Source organism: Leptospira kmetyi serovar Malaysia str. Bejo-Iso9 (genome assembly GCF_000243735.2).
GTDB lineage: Bacteria > Spirochaetota > Leptospiria > Leptospirales > Leptospiraceae > Leptospira > Leptospira kmetyi.
The window spans coordinates 1-20,000 of the sequence record NZ_AHMP02000001.1 but is presented as its reverse complement, the minus strand read 5'-3'; the positions used below and the strand labels follow the sequence as shown (position 1 = coordinate 20,000).

The 20,000-nt window shown below is 45.9% G+C and carries 20 protein-coding genes and 2 pseudogenes (1 of these 22 running past the window's edge); 10 read left to right on the top strand and 12 right to left on the bottom strand.

Annotation, left to right across the window (positions count from 1 at the left end; all coding sequences use genetic code 11):
* The 4 genes from alr to LEP1GSC052_RS00090 all read left to right on the top strand — a co-directional run.
* Positions 1-434, top strand: the end of a protein-coding gene (gene alr, locus LEP1GSC052_RS00105; protein ID WP_010572533.1) for an alanine racemase. 706 nt of this gene lie to the left of the window's left edge; only the last 434 of its 1,140 coding nucleotides appear in the window; its start codon lies off the left edge, out of view; its stop codon occupies positions 432-434.
* Positions 435-499: 65 nt separating this feature from the next.
* Positions 500-1,642: a 1-acyl-sn-glycerol-3-phosphate acyltransferase gene (locus tag LEP1GSC052_RS00100; protein WP_010572534.1), complete on the top strand. Its 1,143-nt coding sequence runs from the start codon at positions 500-502 to the stop codon at positions 1,640-1,642.
* Positions 1,643-1,661: 19 nt separating this feature from the next.
* Positions 1,662-2,573, top strand: coding sequence for a hypothetical protein (locus LEP1GSC052_RS00095; RefSeq protein WP_010572535.1), 912 nt, complete (start codon positions 1,662-1,664; stop codon positions 2,571-2,573).
* Positions 2,570-3,406: a hypothetical protein gene (locus LEP1GSC052_RS00090; RefSeq protein ID WP_010572536.1), complete on the top strand. Its 837-nt coding sequence runs from the start codon at positions 2,570-2,572 to the stop codon at positions 3,404-3,406. The genes LEP1GSC052_RS00095 and LEP1GSC052_RS00090 overlap by 4 nt, the downstream gene beginning before the upstream one ends.
* On the opposite strand, the gene LEP1GSC052_RS00085 is transcribed toward LEP1GSC052_RS00090, so the two are convergent.
* Genes LEP1GSC052_RS00085 through LEP1GSC052_RS00070 form a run of 4 tightly spaced genes read right to left on the bottom strand, consistent with a single transcriptional unit; the run spans position 3,403 to position 6,897 of the window.
* A complete protein-coding gene (locus LEP1GSC052_RS00085; protein WP_010572537.1) occupies positions 3,403-4,128 on the bottom strand; it encodes an ABC transporter ATP-binding protein in 726 nt (241 codons plus the stop codon). The genes LEP1GSC052_RS00090 and LEP1GSC052_RS00085 overlap by 4 nt on opposite strands.
* Positions 4,125-5,378 carry an ABC transporter permease gene (locus LEP1GSC052_RS00080; RefSeq protein WP_010572538.1) on the bottom strand — a complete coding sequence of 418 codons (1,254 nt, stop codon included), beginning with the start codon at positions 5,376-5,378 and terminating at the stop codon, positions 4,125-4,127. The genes LEP1GSC052_RS00085 and LEP1GSC052_RS00080 overlap by 4 nt, the downstream gene beginning before the upstream one ends.
* A gap of 8 nt (positions 5,379-5,386) precedes the next feature.
* The gene (locus LEP1GSC052_RS00075) at positions 5,387-6,196 is read right to left on the bottom strand and encodes an efflux RND transporter periplasmic adaptor subunit (protein ID WP_010572539.1); all 810 of its coding nucleotides are present in this window, start codon (positions 6,194-6,196) and stop codon (positions 5,387-5,389) included.
* A gap of 20 nt (positions 6,197-6,216) precedes the next feature.
* Positions 6,217-6,897, bottom strand: a complete 681-nt coding sequence (locus tag LEP1GSC052_RS00070) for a Crp/Fnr family transcriptional regulator (RefSeq protein WP_010572540.1) — start codon at positions 6,895-6,897, stop codon at positions 6,217-6,219.
* Between the two features lie 208 nt (positions 6,898-7,105).
* Here LEP1GSC052_RS00070 and LEP1GSC052_RS00065 point away from each other — a divergent pair, with 208 nt between their 5' ends.
* A complete protein-coding gene (locus LEP1GSC052_RS00065) occupies positions 7,106-7,306 on the top strand; it encodes a YgaP family membrane protein (protein ID WP_020985474.1) in 201 nt (66 codons plus the stop codon).
* A gap of 124 nt (positions 7,307-7,430) precedes the next feature.
* On the opposite strand, the gene LEP1GSC052_RS00060 is transcribed toward LEP1GSC052_RS00065, so the two are convergent.
* From LEP1GSC052_RS00060 to LEP1GSC052_RS00050, 3 genes are all read right to left on the bottom strand, one after another.
* Entirely contained in the window at positions 7,431-8,099 is a 669-nt protein-coding gene (locus LEP1GSC052_RS00060) for a hypothetical protein (RefSeq protein ID WP_010572542.1), read from the bottom strand.
* 218 nt (positions 8,100-8,317) lie between these two features.
* Positions 8,318-9,052 carry a LytR/AlgR family response regulator transcription factor gene (locus tag LEP1GSC052_RS00055; protein WP_010572543.1) on the bottom strand — a complete coding sequence of 245 codons (735 nt, stop codon included), beginning with the start codon at positions 9,050-9,052 and terminating at the stop codon, positions 8,318-8,320.
* Positions 9,036-10,997, bottom strand: coding sequence for a PAS domain S-box protein (locus LEP1GSC052_RS00050; RefSeq protein ID WP_010572544.1), 1,962 nt, complete (start codon positions 10,995-10,997; stop codon positions 9,036-9,038). Before LEP1GSC052_RS00050 ends, LEP1GSC052_RS00055 begins: the two co-directional genes overlap by 17 nt.
* A 121-nt stretch (positions 10,998-11,118) precedes the next feature.
* Here LEP1GSC052_RS00050 and LEP1GSC052_RS00045 point away from each other — a divergent pair, with 121 nt between their 5' ends.
* A complete protein-coding gene (locus LEP1GSC052_RS00045; protein WP_010572545.1) occupies positions 11,119-11,547 on the top strand; it encodes an Hsp20/alpha crystallin family protein in 429 nt (142 codons plus the stop codon).
* An 84-nt stretch (positions 11,548-11,631) separates the two neighbouring features.
* On the opposite strand, the gene LEP1GSC052_RS00040 is transcribed toward LEP1GSC052_RS00045, so the two are convergent.
* Complete coding sequence (locus tag LEP1GSC052_RS00040) at positions 11,632-12,318, bottom strand: LIC_20245 family lipoprotein (RefSeq protein WP_010572546.1); 687 nt, start codon at positions 12,316-12,318, stop codon at positions 11,632-11,634.
* A 47-nt stretch (positions 12,319-12,365) separates the two neighbouring features.
* The gene (locus LEP1GSC052_RS00035) at positions 12,366-14,666 is read right to left on the bottom strand and encodes an ATP-binding protein (RefSeq protein ID WP_020985426.1); all 2,301 of its coding nucleotides are present in this window, start codon (positions 14,664-14,666) and stop codon (positions 12,366-12,368) included.
* A 107-nt stretch (positions 14,667-14,773) separates the two neighbouring features.
* Here LEP1GSC052_RS00035 and LEP1GSC052_RS00030 point away from each other — a divergent pair, with 107 nt between their 5' ends.
* Positions 14,774-15,403, top strand: a complete 630-nt coding sequence (locus LEP1GSC052_RS00030; protein ID WP_010572548.1) for a lytic transglycosylase domain-containing protein — start codon at positions 14,774-14,776, stop codon at positions 15,401-15,403.
* A gap of 9 nt (positions 15,404-15,412) precedes the next feature.
* Here the strand turns inward: LEP1GSC052_RS00030 and LEP1GSC052_RS00025 are convergent, their stop codons facing one another.
* Positions 15,413-15,763, bottom strand: coding sequence for a Cys-rich protein (locus LEP1GSC052_RS00025; protein WP_010572549.1), 351 nt, complete (start codon positions 15,761-15,763; stop codon positions 15,413-15,415).
* Complete coding sequence (locus LEP1GSC052_RS00020; protein WP_010572550.1) at positions 15,760-17,517, bottom strand: ArnT family glycosyltransferase; 1,758 nt, start codon at positions 17,515-17,517, stop codon at positions 15,760-15,762. The genes LEP1GSC052_RS00025 and LEP1GSC052_RS00020 overlap by 4 nt, the downstream gene beginning before the upstream one ends.
* Positions 17,518-17,778: 261 nt before the next feature.
* On the opposite strand from LEP1GSC052_RS00020, the gene LEP1GSC052_RS00015 reads away from it, so the two are divergent.
* Positions 17,779-18,495, top strand: a complete 717-nt coding sequence (locus LEP1GSC052_RS00015) for a TetR/AcrR family transcriptional regulator (RefSeq protein ID WP_020985463.1) — start codon at positions 17,779-17,781, stop codon at positions 18,493-18,495.
* Positions 18,496-18,693: 198 nt separating this feature from the next.
* Positions 18,694-19,251 (top strand): dihydrofolate reductase family protein, encoded by a 558-nt coding sequence (locus LEP1GSC052_RS00010; protein WP_010572552.1) that lies wholly within the window; start codon positions 18,694-18,696, stop codon positions 19,249-19,251.
* 149 nt (positions 19,252-19,400) lie between these two features.
* Here the strand turns inward: LEP1GSC052_RS00010 and LEP1GSC052_RS00005 are convergent.
* Positions 19,401-19,844 (bottom strand): annotated as a pseudogene (locus tag LEP1GSC052_RS00005) (aconitate hydratase); the annotation flags it as partial.
* Between LEP1GSC052_RS00005 and LEP1GSC052_RS21555 the strand changes: the two are divergent.
* Positions 19,840-20,000, top strand: a pseudogene (locus tag LEP1GSC052_RS21555) (Yip1 family protein); the annotation flags it as partial. The pseudogenes LEP1GSC052_RS00005 and LEP1GSC052_RS21555 sit on opposite strands and share 5 nt — an antisense overlap.

Genomic DNA, 20,000 nt, shown 5'->3' with positions numbered 1-20,000 from the left:
CCCTGAATTTAAACGGAAATAAGAATTTTCAACTGAGTCCCGTGCTTTCCTGGAAAACGAGAATCGCCCATATTCAAAATCATCCCGCGAACAGTTATATCGGGTACGGCTCCACGTTTCAAACTTCGTATCCGACGAAGGTCGCCGTCGTTCCGGTCGGTTACTACGAAGGACTCGATCGAAAACTTTCCAGCAACGGAGAAATGTTGATTCTCGGCAAACGCGCGAGAATCCTCGGAAGAATCTGCATGAACATGACGATGCTCGACGTTACGCATATTCCCGGCGCCGAAGTGGGAAGTACAGTAACGATCCTCGGAACGGACGGGGAAGAATCCGTAACGGCCGACGACATCGCCGATAGAACTCATACGATCAATTACGAGATTACGACGAGAATCAGCGAATCGATCCCTAGGATTGTAGTAGACTAGAAACTCTTCGTTTCTTAGCGTATCTTCTACCGAAGAGAATTTCAAAAAATACAAACAGGGGCCGCATGCAAGAGACCTCCCTTACTTCCAAAAATTCCGATACAACCCAAGTCGTTTATTCCACGAAAACCTACGATTGGCTCATCAGTCTCGTTTATAGAACCAGAGGAATTTTGTTCGATTCCATCGACGAATATTTTTCGGAAAACAATCACGATCGAATCTTAAGAGCGCACTACCCGACCGTCATCATCGGAAATCACGTGGAGGAAGGAGACGTTCCCGCTCTCGCGGCGATTCATAGAGTCATTCAACCGAAGATCAAGTTCGCGATTCCCGCAAGAGAGGACATTCTCAAAAAGAATTTTTTGGTTAAGGAATTCCGTCCCAAAGGAACGTTGAAGTTTATCTTCGGATTCATCGATAAGACGAATCTGATTCCTGTGTTTCTAAGATACATCGGATGTTTTCCCGTAAAACGTCCGTTCCGCGATAACGCAAGAGAACTTTTGAAAAGCGGGGAACTTCGCAACATGGTCGATCAGGAATGGAGCACCTTGGTCGAACGGGTCACTTCGGGAAGAAACCTGTTTATGTTTCCGGAAGGAACCTTCAATCACGACGGTTATCTAAACCAGATCAAAAAGGGCGTCTATTTTATCCGCACGAAGATCAAGGACGTTCATTTTATTTCCTTCACTCTTACTTACGATTATATCTCCGCTAAAAAAACCCAACTTCATATCGCGTATGGGGAGAATTTCGACGTTTCCGAAAACGCGAACAGCGACGAAGTCACGAACATCGTAAAGGAAAGACTCGGTAAGAATTACGTGGCGACTTCCGGAAATCTACTTTCCATGATTCTAATGCAGTTGGGAACCGAGGCCGCGGTCGGCAAGGACATATTGTTCAAACGTCTGCAGAACTTCGCGGCCGAGGTGAAGAAAAAAGGAAAAGAGATCCACGTCTCGGGCAAGTTATTCTCCTCTCATCTGGACGACGCGTTTCAACACATTCTCAAACTCGGATTGGACAATAAACTTCTAAAACTCGACGGAAACGGAAAGGTGCTCGGTACGGACAAACTTCTTCATAAGGAAGGCGATACGAGAAATCTTAGAAAGAAGAACGTTTTCCTGTATCACGCGAACCAACTCACGTATCACAAACCGGAGTTGGATAAGATTCTTCTTTCTTTAACTTAATCAAGGAACAAAAATCGGAATGGGATTTTGGAAGCGCCTGTTTTCGCCAAAAAAAGAATATCGATCGGCGGCAAAAGAATGGATCGAAGATTCGGAAAGAGTTCAAAAAAGTATTCGTAGGGTTTTCGATTTCACGTTCGATTCCACTTTGAAGGAGTTGATGCCGGAAAAAATTTCCCTTTCCTTGGAGCCGATCCAAGGATTGAAGATCCCGGAAGAAAAGTTGAGAATCATCCTGCAAGGACTCGATCTGCAAACGGTTCTCCCCTTCAACTCGGTATCCGAAGCGATGACCGCGGAAACACAGGAAGCGATCCTCGAACTCGCGGCGGGGACCGTCGCGGCTCCGTCGAAAATTTTTCTGATGAAGATTCTCAATCAATCTCCGATCCAAGAGATGTTCTCCCAAGGTCTGGAAAAGATATTATTAGAATTTAATAAAAAACTAAACCCTTTGGCGGGAGTTTTTCAAGCCGCGGGTTTTGAAAAACAAATTTCCGGTTTTCTCGGAACCTTACTTCCCGGTTTTACCGAGAAGATGGCCGAGGTGCTTCACACTTCTTCGGAAAGCGAAGCGGGCAAGGCTCTTCTTAGAAACACTTTGAAAATTCTTTTTCAAACCGGCTTTGCGGACATCGGTCATTTGGAATCCGCCGATCTTAGAAAACATCTTGAGAAACTGAGAAACGCCGCCGCGAACGATCCTCTTTTGGAAAAGAGCGTGGAAAAGTTTTACGAGAATTTCAGAGACGCGATCTTAAACGAATACAGAGGCGAAACCTTAAAGGAATTTTTAGGTTATACCGAAGAGGAATACGTCCGCTTCAGAGACTCCGTTTCCAAAACGACGGCCGAAAACATTCTTGCCATTCACAAACAAAAACCTCTGACTGGGCTTGTATCCGGACTTCTGGAGGACGTGCTCGGTTGAAAAAGGTGATCAATCAGATCGGAAAGGCCTTGGAGTATCTGGACAAACTGGGTACGGGCAAATCCTTTCAGCTGTTTCGTTCCCTCGGTTACGAAAAGTTATATTCCCTTTCCGAAAAGGTGGATCACAAAACCCTTCTTTATATCAGTCAAAATCTGGACGAAAAAACGATCGTTGAATTTTTAAATAGAATTCCGGAAGAAACGCTCGTAACTCTTTTGTCCACGGTTCGTCCCGGAGACATTACATATTTTGCAAATAGTATTCCTATGGACGATCTCGTCCTTTTGTCCACTTCGATCCCCGCGGCCGACATCGCGGAGATGTCCTTAAAAACAGGCAAAGAATCCTCTGCGGAACTCTTAAAGAACATAGGAACTCGTAAGTCGATCGATTTGTTAAACGAAGTGGGAATTCAAAACTTCATCGAACTTTCGCTTAAGATCCCGCCGACTCAGTTGATTCCTGTGATCCGAGAATTGTCTCCGGAACAATCGGGTGTTTGGATTCGCAAAAGAGGAATCGGAGATATTCCGAGATTGATCGAAGCGTTCGGCGTTCAGAATCTTTTGGTTTTTCTGAGAACCCTCGGTTTCGAAAAGAACATTCATATCATGGACGTTCTCGGTTTGGAAGAATTGATCGAACTCGCTTATACGATTTCGGGTATGAAACTTCCGGGCAAATCCTTGTCCGATAAAAACTCAAAAAATTCCCGAGGCGGTTCCGGCTCGGGGAATTCCTCCAAAAAAACTCCCAAAAAGAAAACGAAGGCGAAGAAAAAACCCGCTTCCGCATCCAAGAAAAAACGGAAACCCGGCAAAGCCGTCTAACGCGCATTCTTTGTTTGAATTTGATCGGAGTTGACTTCTCCGTCCACCATGTGGATTCTTCTTTGTGCGAGCGCGGCGTAATCGGGATCGTGTGTCACGAATACCACCGTGGTTCCGTTCTCGCGATTGATTCTTTTTAGAATCTCCATCGCCTTATCGCCGTTTGTCGTATCCAAATTTCCGGTGGGCTCATCCGCAAACAGAAAAATCGGATCCAGAATCAAGGCGCGAGCGATCGCGGTTCTCTGTTGTTCTCCTCCCGACATCTGGGAAGGAAACTTATCCTTACAATGTTCGAGACCGAATTCGTTCAATAGCCTTCTCGCATCGTCCCGTTTGGCGACGTGACGATCCGTTTTTCTCGCCGGCATCAGTATATTTTCGATCGCTGTCAACTCGGGAAGAAGATAATGAAATTGGAATACGAAACCTATATTCGAATTTCTGAATCTATGCGCTTCCTTACTTTCCATTTCGAAGATATCGATCCCGTCCAAAAATACTTGTCCCGCGCTGGGTTTGTCCAAACCGCTGAGCATATACAACAAAGTGGATTTTCCGGAACCAGATCGACCGGTAAGCGCGACGAATTCTCCCCGTTCCAAAGAGAATGTCGCGTTCTTTACCGCGAAGGACGGAGGTTCACCGAAGGATTTGGACAAGGATCGACATGCGATCGCAGGCTTTACCTTTACAGCTTCACCCAATGTGGATCGGCTCATGCGCTTCCTCGGATGATCTCCACCGGAGAAAGTTTGGAAGCGGATCGCGCGGGAATGTAAGCGGCGATTCCGCTCGTCGCAACCGAAAGGGAAAATGCCATGAGATAGATCGAATAATTCCAGGAGATCTTCATCGCGTTGACCATCACTTGGCTTTTACCGGGGCTTCCTCCGATCGGATATCCGTCGAGAACGTAACATGCGAGGGCGCCCACGATCAATCCGCAAACCGCGCCCAAAAAACCGAGCAAAAGTCCCTGTATGATAAACAGACGAATCGTATCCCCTTCGTCGAAACCCACGGATCTTAGAATGGCGATCTCCCTTTTTTTATGGTTCACAACCATATTCAAAACATTGTATATTCCAAATGCGACTACTAAAATGATCGTAAAGGTCGTTGTGTTCCTAACTATATTCTGGGTTTTGAATACGGCTAATATACTTTCATAGGCCTGATCCCAACTCTGCACTTTGTCCCTCGTAAGAAAGGACCATTCGGTCGCGATTTCTGCGGCCTTGGAAACGTCCTTCAATCGAATTGCGATTTCCGAAATCACTCCGTTGGATTGTGTGATTCTTTGTACACTTCGAAGAGATGCATACACCGTGGTATCGTCTATCATTCTGTTTCCGACTCGGAACACTCCCCCCACCTTGACGTTGGAAATACTTCCGTTCGGAGAAACGATCTGAAGCGTATCGCCCGCTCCGGCTCCCAACTTATCCAAGATTCCGGAACCGGCAAAAACCGTATCTCCGCCTCGATCCAAATCCCGAAGGTTTCCCTTCACCACGTATTTGCCGATCGTAGTCACGCGCATTTGACGAACCGGATCGATACCCAACAACTTTCCGGGCAGGGTTTGTTTTCCGAATTTAAAAATCAATTGTCGATTCAACTGAGGAGCATATGCCTCCACTCGTTCATCCCGATCGAGTTTTAAAAACCAACCCTTCACGTTCGTCAACTGAGTGGAATCCGTTTTCCCCGAAGGAGGATTGATCCAACGGATATAAAAATCCGGATAAAAAACTCCTCTAAAACTTTCCTCTTTCAAAACCTCGTCGCGGGGAGAAATCCGAATCTGCGCGTCGTTGTTCACGAGTTGATCCGTGATGTATTCCTGAAAGCCGAGCATCATGCCCGAGAACACAACGTAACCCGCAGTACCGAGTAGAATCCCCAAGAAGGTGAGAAAAGTCTGTTGAGGTCGTTTGAGAAGTTGTCTGATCGCGAGAAAGAACACGGGCTCTTCTACCTTTCTCCGTCCAAAAAGATCGTGTCGTTCGGGAGAATGGAGTTTTCCAAAACCTCGCACCATTCTCCATCGATGGCTCCCACCTTCGCTTCCGTCCAGAATGTCTTTCCGTTTCGTCTAACGCGCACTTTCCCTTTTTCGATCGCCTTAACCGGAATCAAAAGAGCGTTCTCCTTTTTCGCGACTTCGACGGCAACATCCGCGGTCATCTCGGGAAGAACTCCTTCCGGCATAGAATCCACGTCGACTCGAACGAAAAATTGTCCGTCCGAAGGATACACCCGGTTTACTTTTCCGATGAGTTTCGTTCCGCGAAGATTTTCAAAACTGAGTTCGGCTCTTTGTCCAGTACGAATTCGTAACATAGAATCCTGATCCAGAGAAAGAAGAACGTAGGTTTTGTTTAAATCCATGATCGTGAGCACAGGAGTTCCGGGCATCACCACTTCTCCTTCGCGGTACGGAAGAGAGGTTACCGTTCCTGCGAACGAGGCGTTGAAAGTAGCGCCCGAGTCGGAAACGAGAAGAAGCTGACCTTCTCGGACGATCTGACCCTCCTCGACGAAAAGTTTTCGTATGGAGGAAGTCACTCCCATTTTGAGATGATACACCCGATCGGACTTGACGGTTCCCAAGGAATAGACGAGCTCGACGATCGGCCCGATTTTGGGCGAGAATTCCTTTCGATCGTGCTTGATTATAATATAAAATACGAATATAATAATTAATAAAACTACGATTGACGACGCGATTCGACCGTTTCTGGATTCCGAAATAATTTTGAAATAGGCTCGCAGTCGATTCATGCGGTATAAATCCTTCCGCTTTAGTCCAGCAAACGAACCAGATTGTTCTCGTCCCGAACGCAGATCTTTTTCTTATCCACTTCGATCCATCCTCTGCATTTCAGATCGGACAAGGTGCGGACCAACGTCTCGGTCGTAACTCCTATGATCGAAGCGAGAACTTCTCTCGTAAACGCGAGTTCGATTTCGGAACCTTCCTCTTTCATTCGATCCAAAAGATATTCGGCGACCTGAGCGTGAACGTGACGCGTTCCCATCGAGTAGATCTTATTTTCCGCTTCGCGGCTTTCGCAGGCGATCTTGTCGAAAACCTGGTTTCTAAATTCCGAATCGGTTTGCAAAAGAAGTCTGAACTCGGATTCGGAAACGAATTGAACCTCCGTGTCCTCCAAGGCGACCGCGTTGTGAAGATGTTTTCCCTCTCCGAACGTATCCCGAAGTCCGACCCAACTTCCTTTATAATGAATTCTGAATGTTTGTTGTTTGTCCGAATTCTTAACGGTTCTATAGGATCGAACCGCGCCTTTTAGAATCACGTAAACGCCGGAAGAATTCTCCATTTCCCGAAATAAAATTTCGCCCTTCGCATAGGCGCGATGATTCTTACGATCCGAATTGGAATCCACCAATCGCAACGGTTCTTTTTTATCCTTCGATCCGTTTTCCGAAATCGGCGCGGGGCTCATTTTTAATGCGTTCATGGGGTTCTCCTTCCCTGCGCTCATTGATAACCCGTATAAGGGGTTCCGTCAATGGGCGATGGGGTATGAAGCGGATTGAGACGGTTTTCGGCGGATTCAGCGGAGAAAAATCGGGATGATAAATATCATTCCGCCCAAAACGCGAAATCGGTTGAGAAAATCGGATTGGGAGGGTCGATTCGAAAGATACACGAATAGGAGCAAAACCATGCAAATAAACGAGGGAAACATCGATCGAATTCTGAGAGTGGCCGCCGGTATCGGTCTGATCGGTTTCGGTTCTATGACGCAAGGGTTACTCGGTACGGGGATGATTGTTTTTGGATTCGTTCCTTTAGGAACCGGTTTGTTGGGTTGGTGTCCGTTGTATTCCGTGTTCGGAATCAACACCTGCTCGATGAAAAAATAATTTGTTGAGTCGCTCGGGCCGGAATTCATAAAAAGTTTCCGGCCCGTTTCCTATCTTTCGAACGTCGATCTTCGCTTGGCGCGATCCTTCCAGTCCTTATCCTCATCGCTTCGTTTCGTTTCGTTTATTCGGCGAATTCCAAAATTCTTCGTTTAGGATCGGCAAACCAACGAAGAACAACGTTCGAAACCATTTCCCATTTCTGCGGTTCGTCGAAATGACCGGGAGAACCCGGAATCGAATACAGCCGTTTGATCGGAGTGTCGATTCGATTTAAAAGAATCTGATTGGTCGCGATCGTACGAAAGTCGAGCGCGCCTACGATGTTCAACACCGAGGCGTGACTGAAAACAACGTTCAAAGGAAGGGGACCGTCCCCGATCAAAACGAGACTCTCGATCTCGTCTTTTAAAGCGAAGGCCGCGCGGAAGATCCGTTCGGAAACGTTCGAAAGACTTAAGTAAGCGTATCGTAAATCCTTGGTTTCGGGGAGAATTCTCAATTGCCTCGTAACGCCTATGAGACGATCGGCTAACAACGATTCGTCGAAACGATTGGCGGAGATTCTTTTTTCATCCTCGGTCAGAAGTTCCGATATAAAAAGGGTCGCAACACCGTGTTCGTGTAAGGTCTTGCGAAGTTGATCGAATCTTTCCTTGTATTTTTCTCCCCTTTCCCCGAGAACCAAGATCACGAGCGATTCCCTATTTTTAGGAAGAAGCAGATCCCCCGAGATGTCGATCCGATTGACTCGAACGACCAGTTTCGTTTTTGTTTTGGAGTCTCTTTTCATAAGAACGGAAGACGATCCTCTTACGAAGAACCGATAGGATCCCCGTACGATCTAAGATCGAATTCGACATGTTAACCCGCAAAAAATAGAAGGTCAACGCCGGAAGGGATTTGTTGCGAATCGAAATGGTTTTCGGTGAATTGAGAGGGTAAAAACGAAAGCGACTTTCGGGAGAATTACCGCGTTAGGCGACCATACAAAAACATTCTATACTTAAGTTATAGAAGCTCCTTGATCTTCGAAATGTATTTTCTTCCCACGGGCAGTTGGGTTTCTTCCTCGTCTTTGAGATACACGGAATAATTTCCCATGTTGTCGCTTTGAAGATGCGAAAGTTTTTCCAAGTTGATGATGTATTGTTTATAAATTCTCAAGAAACGAGTGGGCGGAAGTTTCGTTTCGAGACTTTTCAAAGATTTATAAGTCACGTATTCTCTCGCGTCGGTGTGAACCAAACTGAAATTGTCCCTCGAAGAGATGTAGTTGATGTCCTTGTACGGAATGAGAAAATGATTTTCCTTTTCGAGGATAAAAAGTCCGTGTTCGTTGAATACGTTTCTCGGCGCGGGCTCCGCGGTTTTTTCCAAAAACTGAATCGCACGATCCACCGCTTTGAAAAAACGTTCCTTGGAAAAAGGTTTGAGCAAATAGTCGATGGCGCCCAATTCGAACGCGTCGATCGCCTTATCCCGTAACGCGGTGATAAAAATCACGTAAGGCGAAATCTCAAGTCGTTCCAAAATTTCCAAACCGGAAAGAAGAGGAAGATTGATGTCGAAAAAAGCGAGATCCACCGTTTCCGATTGAAGATATTCCAAGGCTTCTTCTCCGTCCTTTGCGACCTTACACAGTTTCAATTCGGGACGGGAAAGACAAAAGTTTACGAGCAACTCCCGAGTCGGGGCCTCGTCTTCCACGATTACGGTTCTCCATTCTTTATTCGTGTTTGCCATCTACGATCACATCGGAAAGTTTTTCGTTGTTCGGTTTATCAAAAGTGACAGTGACGATCGTTCCGCCGTCGGGGTGATTTTCCATTTTGACTTCGGAATCGTAAAGATAAAATTTAAGACGATCCGATATGTTCGCCAACGTGCGGGAATGAATCGTTTCCGATTTAAGACCGACTCCGTCGTCTCGGATGAGAATATGCGTTTTGCTTCCTTCGATAAACGCTTGGACGTGAATCGTTCCGCGTCCCTTCTTGTTTCGTAAACCGTGAAGATAAGAATTCTCGACGATGGGTTGTAAGGTCAAAGGAGGAAGTTGACATTTGCCGAAGTTGCCGACCTTTTCGATTTTGACGTCGATGAAATCCGAAAATCTGAGTTTGAGAAGTTTGAGATAATTCTCCATAAACTCCCATTCGACGTCGAACGGAACGAGAGGTTTGTTCGCCTGATCCGTAAGAAAACGATAGTTGTCCGCGAGCATCAAGATCGCCGAATCCGCAAGTTCGGAATTCGTCTGAAGATAAGAATGAATGATGCTCAACGTGTTGAATAAGAAGTGCGGACTCATCCGATCCTGAAGTGTTTTTAAATTGTTCTCCGCGTGTCTCGCCTTCTCTTCGGTTTCCTTTCGTTCGGTGATGTCGTTTCGGATCGCTAGATATTGATAGGGTTTTCCTTTGTCGTCGAGAATCGGAGAGATCGTAGTATCCACCCAATAGAATCTTCCGTCCTTGGCCTTGTTCTTGATTTCCCCCTTCCAAATTTTACCGCCGGATATCGTCTTCCATAAATCCTTAAAGAATTCTTTGGAGTGATAACCCGAGTTTACGATCCTATGATTTTGCCCGAGAAGCTCGTCTCTGGAATAACCGCTGATGTTGCAGAAGTTTTGGTTTACGTAGATGATCGTTCCCGCGCGATCCGTAAACGCTACGATGGAAACCGCGTTCAACGCGGTTTGAAAATCGGAAAGCTCTTTGAGAGAACCTTTCAATTCTCTTTCGATCTCTTTCGTATGAGTGATGTCCACTCCCACGAACCACTTCTCCCAACCCGGAAGCGAAAACTCCGAAGACAGATTGGAAAGAAGAATGGTTTTTGTTTTGCCGTCCTTTGCGAGAAGTTCGAGTTCCCAGTTCTTAAAATCCGACTCGAAAATTTCTGAGTCCATCTTCAAGGAAGAAGCGTTCGGTTCCTTTAAAAGTTCCGTTTGTAAAAAACCTTCCCGACCGAGAACCTCGGTTTCGGAATATCCGATCACTCTTTCGCATTCGTGATTCCAAGAAACGAAACGAAAGGAAGAATCGACTGCCATAAAAAGAATCGGCATGTTTTCGAGGACCTTTCTCATTCGTCCCTCGCTTTCTTGCAAGGATCGTCTCAGAATTTTTTCGGAGATCAGACCTCCGTAGTAACGAATCCAATCCGAGATCGCGCCCGATCGTTCTTCGGTCGAATTCGACGCGACTTGTTTTGTTGCGCTCGTCGCAGTCGTTGCGCCCGTTTCCGTTTGAACCTTCGGTATAAACAGAACAAAGACGCCTAACGTTCGATCTTCAAACGCGATCGGAAGAATTTCGATTTCAAAAACACGTTCTTTAAGAATGGAAGACGCGGACAATCCTTCCAATATATCTATGTTTCCCACAATACGAACGGATTCGGTAGCGGGTCGGGATAAAAGTTCGTATAGGTTCGTATTCGGAAAAATTTGAGCCGAACGAAGCGTCTCGATGGAATCGGGAACAAATTGTGACTCGAGAATCAATCCGTCCGAACCGGATCGAATCCAAGCCTGTCCGTATATCGCGGAGAAGTTTCGGGAAATTCTTTCCAAGATTTTCGAAAGAGTAACACTCAGAGAAACGGATTCTCCGTAAAGACCGGATAAAAATTCCAAGGTCTCGAGTTTGCCGCTCATTCGATTCGATTCTTTTTGACTCATGCTCATTCCGAAAATCCTGTAAACTTGCAGGTCCCCGTTTCAAAACGACGTTTCCCGAAACGAACCTTGACCTCGATTGGATAGGATGTTATAAATTCGTTCTTAGCAAAAGGAGAATTTTATGAATAGCGTCGCAAAAACTCAGGACCCTTTTCTGAGTCTCAATAATATAGATCACTTTTTTAGAGATTGGAACGATATCTTCCATAAGGATTGGGTCCGTCATATACCCGCGGTCAACGTGATTAAAACCAAAGACAGCTACGAACTGGAATGTGCGGTTCCGGGTTTGGATAAAAAAGATTTTAAGATCGATCTCGAAGGGGATATCCTTATGATCAGCGCCTCTAAAAAATCCGAAACCAAAGAGGAAGAAAAACACTACAGCAAAAGAGAATACAATTATTCCTCTTTCAGCCGATCCTTCAACCTCCCCGAAGCGATCGATAAGGATAAGATCGTAGCCAAATACGAAAACGGAATCCTTAAACTAAGCCTTCCCAGAAAAGCGGGAGAACAAAAGGCGGAAGTCAAGATCAACGTCCAATAAAAAACATGACGGCCTGTCGACGCACAATCGCGGGCCTTTTTGCCGATCAACGAACCGAACCGTCAGTTTCGACGAAAACCAAACCTACTGAATCGGCATGTCCAAATTTTTTCTCGCGTTCAACAACTCGTCCTTGCTTTCGCGCAAAGAATGAAGACGATCTTCTATGATCTTCAAGGAAGAATCCGGATAATTTCTGCCCGCTTCCTTAAAAAATTTGACGCTGTATTCGAGAATCTCCGTCATATCGTTCGATTTTTTGATCTTAGAATCGAGATAAAATTCCATATCGGGTTTGGCGACCTCTCTTCCTTCGAGTAAGGCGCCTCGGATCTCGTCCATTTTCTCTTCGTCTTTCTTTCGTTTTTCCTCTTGTTCCTTGGTCAACTCTCTCGGGATCAAAGAGTTATTCGGAAAACGATCCGCGAGCGGTTTGACTTTTTGAATCACTTCCTTTCGAATTCTTTCCTTTTCTTCGGGAGATAAACTCGAATATCCTCCGTTTGCGGCGCTTGCATTATCCGCAACAGAGTCCGTCTCCGAATCGGAAACGTTTTCGGGTTCTCCGGATTTTGAAAAATCCAGAAAATTTCCCGATTCAAAAATGGAATCCTCTTCTCTGTTTACGGTGTTTCTGCTGAGACCGCTTTGGAGTTTATCGTTTTTATCCCCGTCGTTTCCGAAAAAACCGTTTTCAGTTTCCGAAAAGGCGAAATAGGACAAAACGATTGAGATAATTATAATACTATAATATACGATCTTCTTTTTCATTCCGTTTCCGTGTTGCGCTTTTGTTCTCCCGCCACGCGCCGACTTCTTCAGTCGTTGGGTTGCAAGGGAAGAAAAATTCTAAAATTACTTCCGCCGTTCACTCTGGACTCGAGCGTGATTTCTCCGTTCATTTTATGGAGAATGGTTCTTGAAATCGAAAGTCCCAAACCGGTTCCTCCGATTCTTTTGTTTCGATCGTTGGGAATTCTGAAAAACCGTTCGAACACTTTTTCGATGTACTTCGGATCGATTCCGACTCCGGTGTCCTTGATGTTGATTTCGAGTTTTCCGGTTCCCGACTCGATCATCTTGATTTCTATCTTTCCTTTTTCCGTGTATTTGATCGCGTTTACGAAAAGATTCGTGATCACTTGGGAAAATTCGAACCGAATTCCCTTGACCTTGAGTTTTTTGATCAAACTCAACTCGACGTTCAAACCCTTCTCCTTTGCGGAAGGCCCGTTGGAATACACGACCTCGTCGATGACCTGGGCCGGATCGAAATTCTCGATCAAACCGGAGTTGTCCTCTCCTCTTACCTCTTCGAACTTCAAAAGATTTTCGATCAGATGATTGAGACGTTTGATGTTCTTTTCGATCACGTCCAACATTCCGCTTTGATCCTTGTTCAGGGAAGAATTGAGTTCGGTCCTCAGAAGTTCGAAATAACCCTGAATGTTCGTCATCGGAGAACGAAGTTCGTGACTGATGTTGGAAATAAATTCGTGTTTGGCCTGTTCGGTTTCCTTCTTCTCCGAATCGTAGAGGATATGAACCTGATAGATTTTTCTCGCCCGTTCGAACAAGGCGGTGATGCTCAAGGAAACGTCCATCTCGGATTTGTCCTTCAACCTCATTTTTGCGTGATCCACACGAAGCATGGTTTCCGCCGACTTGGTCGGCACGGACCAATCGGTCATTTCGTCTAACGCGGGAAACAGATCCTCCAATCTCAGATTGCTGATATTGTCCTTGCTGTAACCCGAAAGACTCCTGAAGTTGTAATTCCCCACGATCAAAGAACCGGAAACGGAATCGAGCAATATCACCGGAATCGGAGAGAATTCGAAAAGATAATTAAAACGGTCGTCCGAAAACTGAAGCTCCATGGACTTCTTGTCCATCTCCAATCCCTGCATCATAAGAACATTATCGATTGCTAATGTTTTCGTTTCCTGGGAACGGATCTCCTGGAATAAAAAATCCAGAATGGAATTGATTCCGGTCCGAATCGCGGAGGCGGTTCCCTTCAAAGGAGAAACGGAAAGACGAACTCCCTTTTTAGAATTATAAATATTTAATACTAGGTTTTGAAGATCCGAAACCAAATCCCCGAGTTCCCTTCTGTCTCCCGCCTTTTCCAAAAGACGACTGGATTCGTCCTTATGACTGAACTGTTCCTCCATGAGAACGGTTTTCCTTTCCCGAAGCGCTTCCGGATAAGAAGGAATCGGATCTTTCGCGGCAAAGTCCAACGCTTCCAAAACGACCGGAGGAGGATCGGAACGATGACCCATGGACCTCCAGTAAACTCCTCCCAAATATTCCAACTCTTCCGACGCGGCCACGGGAGAAAGAATCTCCTTTAAGTCCTGGGTCGGTTGTTTGTAGAAGTAATGCAGTTGTTCCGGTTCGATCTTAAACTCAGGAATATTCTCCTGAACGACGTGTTCGGTCGAGTCGCTCGTGTTTTCGATCAAAGATTGAATGGCTCTCGTGATCGCGGTTTGAACCTTATGAATCCGTTCGGGATACGTCTTTGCGAATCTTCCGTTGAACGCGAGCATGTTGACCGGAAGACGATACGGAGGAAGATCGCGTCCGTCCGAAATTCTAAATCCGTTGTTGAGATAATGCGATTCCTGAACGGAACCCACAAGACCTAAGGTGGTCGTCTGCGCGAACTCGTATTCCAAAAGATACGATCTGGAGAACACGAACGAATGCGAAATCTTCTTACGAAAGCGACTGGACCTCAAAAATTCCTGAGCCAATAATTTATCGATCGATGTATTCTGCATTACGGGAATGATATACGGAGTTCCTTCTAGGATCGAATCCGTACTCGAATTGTATCTGGAATAAAAAGAATGAATCATTCTCGAAAGAATCATCCCGCGATAGACGGCCTTGTTCGGAGCCGTTTTCTTTAAGTGAAGATCCAACCAAGTGGTGAACGGAATTTCTCCGACTTCGATCTTACCCGAACTTAAGAAAGCGAGGATCGCGTCGTAGTTTTCCAAGACCCGAATTTGGACCTGAACTCCTTCCTTTTCGAAAAAGCCCCTGGACTTCGCATATAAAATCGGGAACGCAGAGATTCTGGATGTGATGGCAATTTCAATCACAGAAGGCAGTATTTCGCAAGCGGCGGATTTATCAAGAATCCCTTGAAATTTCCTCAAAAAGAGAAAAAAAGTTCATTCTTTCTGGAGAATTCTCCGAGAGACATAATATGAGGATCGAAGAACTTCCCACCGTCCAATCGATTTTGAATCGAATTCGAGAAATTGAAAGTCTTCCGAGTCAGTTCGTAAAGGAAGCGCCGGTTTCCAACCGTTCTCAAACCCCGGCCGATTTTGATTCGATCTTAAAAGCGGCACAAACCAAAATCGATTTGAATTCTCCCGAACCCACGGGACTTTCCGGAATTTCCTCCGAACCCTGGAGAAGAGATTCTCGCGGAGATTTAAAAGGCGTCGATCCGACCCTCGCCGAAATCATCCGAAAGGAATCCGAAAAAAATAATTTGGACCCTTCTCTCGTACAAAGCGTGATCAAAGCGGAATCCGGTTTTAAAACCAATGCGGTTTCTCCCAAAGGGGCCGTCGGTTTGATGCAACTCATGCCTTCCACGGCCGATCTTCTCGGAGTGGACGATCCTTCCGATCCGGCCGAAAACGTGGCGGGTGGAACGAAATTCCTAAGCGATCTTTTGAGCAAATATAAGAATTTGGATCACGCGCTCGCGGCCTACAACGCCGGGCCCGGAGCGGTGGATCGTTACGGCGGAATTCCCCCTTACAAGGAAACGCAGAAATACGTGGAGAAGGTGAAAAAGTATTATAAGAATTTTTCCGAATAGGAACTTCGTTTAATAATACTTTTTAATTTCCGTTTGGAGACAACCGGTCAGGGATTTGCAACTCGCAGTTTCGATTCCGGACAAACAAACCTGCATCTTATCGAAATGTTTTCTGCATCCTCTCAGACAGGAATTTTCGATTTTTCCCATCTGTTCTTGGACCACCATTCCCGGAAACATCTCGGTCACACAACCGGCCAGCTTCGTACAATACGTTAGGCACACTTCCTTGCTTTCGGGAGAATAAAATTCATTTTTTTGAATATTCCTTCCGTACTTGACCAAAACCACGACGAGCGTCAAGGTAAGAAGAATATAAACCGGTGCGTATCGGATTGCGTGTCTTAGACCTGCGTTCATCGAACGCCGCCTAACGGATTCGCTTCGGTGAAGATTTGATCCGCGCTAAAAAGTTGAATCTTATCATACCAATCCTGATGGATCAGAACTTCCTTCAATCCGAGATCACGTTTCCAGATCGACCAGGTTTGTGCAAGGGAATACCCTTTCGGCAAAGCGGACTCGGTTCTGTAAAACACGACGTCCCTTTTTCCGTCCATACAATTCATCTGCGCTCCCGGCAAAGAATGTTCGACCGCGGTTCCGGGTAACGCGTTCTTAAAGGTCAAAGCGACCCATGGGTTTTCGGAAACGACGCAGAGATTCTTACTTTCCTGGATTCTTCCGCTCAACGGAACGTCGGGAAGATTGACCGAAGGAATCAAGACCAATTGAAGATAAAACATAAACCCGGTTCCGAGCAGAAGCGTTAAGGAAGTCTTATAAAGAACGGTTCTTTTATCGGGGATCATCCAAAACGCACCCACGATATTCGCGAAACCGACCCAAAGAAGATCGGCCCAAGCCTCTTGTCCCGAACGAAAATCCAAAAGAATTTTTCCGAGCCCCAAAAGAATGGAAACGAAGATCAAAAATCGGAAGTTGCGCGAAAGCGGACCGGACAACGAAACCTCTTGATTCTTTCTCGAGAAGTAAAGCCCCACTCCGATAAAAGCCAGAGGGATCAACGGTAGAATATAATAATAATCTTTTCGATTCGGAAGTTCGTGTATCATCGAAACCGCGATGGTCGAAAAAATAAGGATCCTGCCTATCATCCCTCCAAAACTTTGGGAAGTTTTAAGAATCGTCTTCGACATCGTTTCCAAAAGAAACGGCGTGAAAGGAAGACAGTACAGGACCCACCCCAAAAGGATAATGAACTCATTCTGATTCGTTGTTGCAGAAGAGAATTTTCCAAGGTTCTCAGTGAAAAAGAAAACTTTTAAAAACGCGTTGCCCGCGGGGGAAAGAGAGGTCAATACTCCGCCCCATACCGCAAGAACGCCTAACGCGATCCCGTGAAACAAGACCTGATCCACGATCATCTTTACGAAACGTTTTTTGCCGGACCATTCTCCCGTGGATTGGAATTGAAACGCGTGTATAAACGCCCAACTCGCGAGTACGGTTCCCGAATAAATCTGAAACAAAGGACCTTTGACAAGACAAGCGAACCCGGATACGAGCGCGGCTCCGATCAGATAGGATCTGTTTCGTTTTTTAAAGAATGCGAGCAATAGATACGTGGAGAGTACGAGTAGAAACGTCATCAACGCTTCCATCATCACCAAACGCGAGAATTTAAAAACTCCGAGCGTCAGCAGATAACTCGAAGCGATCACGACGGAATAGATCGGACCCGCTTTGAACAATCGAAGCGCGAAGTAGATCAGGATCGCCGTTCCCGCAAACAGCAACAAGGAAGGAAGCCTTTCCGAGGTCAGACTCATTCCGAAAATCAGATCGGACGCGATCCCCGTCCAAAAAAGAACCGGGGGTTTGTATAAATTCATAAAACCTTCGAATCTAGGAAATAGAATCTCTCCGGTTTGGATGCTTTCTCGGATCGTAGCGATGTGCATTTCTTCGTCGCCTTGGGAAAGCACGGCCCTCGAGCCTATATTCGGAAATAAAAGCAGGACCGAGACGACGAAAAGGACCGCCGCCATCAGCAAATCCCTTCGGATCGGAGAAATTTTCCGAAACGTATTTTCCTGAGAAACGTTCGGGACGAGAGAATAGTCTATTTTTTTAGAAGAATTGCCGGACATTCTGCACCTTCTTTTATGTAACCACTTACTTACTTATTGCAATCTTTTTTCCCGACTTAAAAAATGACAATCTAGAATAAAATGTAGAACGGAAAAAAGTACAAGTAGGGTCTTATGCAAAAAGCGGGGATGAGGTCGGTTAAATGCTTATAACATTCTCCACGTTATCGGATGCTTCTCAAAGTTGCGTTTTGAGAGAAGCGGCGCTCTCTTGAAATAGTGAGTGACACTGGATCTGTCTTAACTTTTATAGGGATCAAAATGAAGTCGGTGAGATCAAAGGCAAACAATTCGGACACTCCATTGAAGGATGATTCTGCCTCTGAAACGTTGATTCGAAAGAGAGATCGTAACGCTACCGAAACCGCAATCCTTCTGGCCGCCATTCAAGTTTTCGCGAAAAAGGGCTACGATGCGGCTAATACTAAAGATATAGCTAAGCTCGCAAATGCAAATGAGGCTTTGATCTTCCGATACTTCGGAAACAAAAAAGGTCTCTTAGAGGCGATTCTTACCCGAGCCGAGGACATCAAATCCGAAGACGCTCCCCCTACCCCTTCTCGTTCTTCACAAAAAAATCCGGAAAGTTATCAGGACTTGGAAGCGAGTCTGCAATATTCCATGTCCGGAAAATGCAGAGACTTCAGAGACGCGGAAGACTTTATGAAAGTGGCCGTGAGTCAAATCATCTTGGATCCGGAAGTCAGTCAGATCATTCAAAAGAAAATTTATACGAAAGCCCTTCCCGAGTTTACTGCCGAGTTGGAAAAGTTTAAGAAAGCCGGTAAGATCGATCCGAAGGCCGACTTAAAATCCATCGCGTATGCGATCTCGTCTCTTACGTTCGCGCTCGGTTTTATGGGTCAGTGCGTTTATAAAATTCCTCCCGCAGAAATCCAAGCAACGATCAAAGAAGTCTCCAGAATTTTCCGCAAAGGCTTGGAACCCGAGCCCGCTAAGAAAAAATCCAAGCAATAAAATCGGAACTCAAAGCGCGCCGAAGATCGTAACGATCGTGTTATGCGTTCGGACTGTTGTTATGTGATGTTACGGACCTTACGCGCGATCCAGTGTGTCGAGTTATAAGTCGGATCTTACGCGCTATGCCGAATTCCATTCTAAAAAACGAAACAATCAATGCTTGAATTTTTCAGGAGAGTCCGGCATAAACGCTCCATGAGAAAAGTTGTTTTTGCGATCAACATCAGCGCCGACGGATATTGCGGCCACACGGGTATGATCGCCGATGAAGAATTGCACAAATTCTTTACCGGCGTCTTAGGTTCCGGAAGTCAGATCCTCTACGGAAGAATCACGTATGAATTGATGGTCCCCTTCTGGCCCGAAGTCGCTAAAAATCAATCCGAGTCGGAAACGACGAATGAGTTCGCTCGAGTGTTCGATTCCATGGAGAAGGTTTTATTCTCCCGCACATTGAAAAGCGTCCAGGACGCGCATTCAAGATTGGCAACCAGAAGCCTTGCGGACGAAGTGACCGCGTTGAAGAAAGAATCCGGAAAGGATATCTTCGTGGGCAGCTTGAGTCTTGCTTCTCAACTTTCGGAACTTCGTTTGATCGACGAGTATCATTTCGTGGTTCATCCGGTTCTTGTCGGACAAGGTCCACGGTTATTCGAAACCGTAACCCTGCACGAAAGTCTTCGGCTGGAATTTCTGGGTTCGGAAACGTTCCGATCCGGAACCAACGTGCTTCACTACAAAAGACAAGCCTAAGATGCGATTCGTTTTCGGGAGAATGGTCGTAGTCGGCGGATTTGTTCTTTTTGTCGGAACTCCGACAAAATTGCGGGCAAGAATTCTACTTTACAAAAACGGAATATCCGCGCGCGCTTTGCGGCGCGCGCGTTCTCCATTCTCTTAAATCAGCCCTTTTTTCTTTGCTCTTCGCTGATTAGATTCAGCGCGCTTCCCGCCTTGAACCAAGCGATCTGTTGCGCGTTGAAAGTATGATTCACTTTGATCTCTTGAGAAGAACCGTCTTTGTGGTGCAACACGAGAGTCAAAGGAACTCCTTCCTGAAAAGAGGTTAAACCGAGAATATCGATTTCATCCTCTTCCTGAATCTTATCGTAGTCCGCTTTGTCCGCAAACGTTAGCGCTAGCATCCCTTGTTTTTTCAGGTTGGTTTCATGAATTCTCGCGAAGGATTTTACAAGAACCGCTCTCGCGCCGAGATGTCTCGGTTCCATAGCGGCGTGTTCTCTCGAAGAACCTTCTCCGTAGTTTTCGTCTCCTACGATCAAGGAACCGATTCCCTTCGCCTTGTAAGCTCTTGCGGTTTGTGGAACCGGTTCGTAAGCGCCGGAAGAATCCCTTATCTCCTTGTATCTTCGTTGTTTGATCTACATGGGGTTCTTATACGTGATCGCGGTCCTCAGCATGACCGTATTGACTCCGAGCGGATATTCCAATCCTCCTTGGTCGTTTTTGTTTTTGGAAATGCCGCTCGCCTATATTCTCGC

Bases quoted from the DNA above. Each gene is read 5' to 3' on its own strand.
- LEP1GSC052_RS00100 (WP_010572534.1), top strand. From the start codon at position 500: ATGCAAGAGACCTCCCTTACTTCCAAAAATTCCGATACAACCCAAGTC.
- LEP1GSC052_RS00095 (WP_010572535.1), top strand. From the start codon at position 1,662: ATGGGATTTTGGAAGCGCCTGTTTTCGCCAAAAAAAGAATATCGATCG.
- LEP1GSC052_RS00085 (WP_010572537.1), bottom strand. From the start codon at position 4,128: ATGAGCCGATCCACATTGGGTGAAGCTGTAAAGGTAAAGCCTGCGATC.
- LEP1GSC052_RS00075 (WP_010572539.1), bottom strand. From the start codon at position 6,196: ATGAATCGACTGCGAGCCTATTTCAAAATTATTTCGGAATCCAGAAAC.
- LEP1GSC052_RS00070 (WP_010572540.1), bottom strand. From the start codon at position 6,897: ATGAACGCATTAAAAATGAGCCCCGCGCCGATTTCGGAAAACGGATCG.
- LEP1GSC052_RS00065 (WP_020985474.1), top strand. From the start codon at position 7,106: ATGCAAATAAACGAGGGAAACATCGATCGAATTCTGAGAGTGGCCGCC.
- LEP1GSC052_RS00060 (WP_010572542.1), bottom strand. From the start codon at position 8,099: ATGAAAAGAGACTCCAAAACAAAAACGAAACTGGTCGTTCGAGTCAAT.
- LEP1GSC052_RS00055 (WP_010572543.1), bottom strand. From the start codon at position 9,052: ATGGCAAACACGAATAAAGAATGGAGAACCGTAATCGTGGAAGACGAG.
- LEP1GSC052_RS00050 (WP_010572544.1), bottom strand. From the start codon at position 10,997: ATGAGTCAAAAAGAATCGAATCGAATGAGCGGCAAACTCGAGACCTTG.
- LEP1GSC052_RS00045 (WP_010572545.1), top strand. From the start codon at position 11,119: ATGAATAGCGTCGCAAAAACTCAGGACCCTTTTCTGAGTCTCAATAAT.
- LEP1GSC052_RS00040 (WP_010572546.1), bottom strand. From the start codon at position 12,318: ATGAAAAAGAAGATCGTATATTATAGTATTATAATTATCTCAATCGTT.
- LEP1GSC052_RS00030 (WP_010572548.1), top strand. From the start codon at position 14,774: ATGAGGATCGAAGAACTTCCCACCGTCCAATCGATTTTGAATCGAATT.
- LEP1GSC052_RS00025 (WP_010572549.1), bottom strand. From the start codon at position 15,763: ATGAACGCAGGTCTAAGACACGCAATCCGATACGCACCGGTTTATATT.
- LEP1GSC052_RS00020 (WP_010572550.1), bottom strand. From the start codon at position 17,517: ATGTCCGGCAATTCTTCTAAAAAAATAGACTATTCTCTCGTCCCGAAC.
- LEP1GSC052_RS00015 (WP_020985463.1), top strand. From the start codon at position 17,779: ATGAAGTCGGTGAGATCAAAGGCAAACAATTCGGACACTCCATTGAAG.
- LEP1GSC052_RS00010 (WP_010572552.1), top strand. From the start codon at position 18,694: ATGAGAAAAGTTGTTTTTGCGATCAACATCAGCGCCGACGGATATTGC.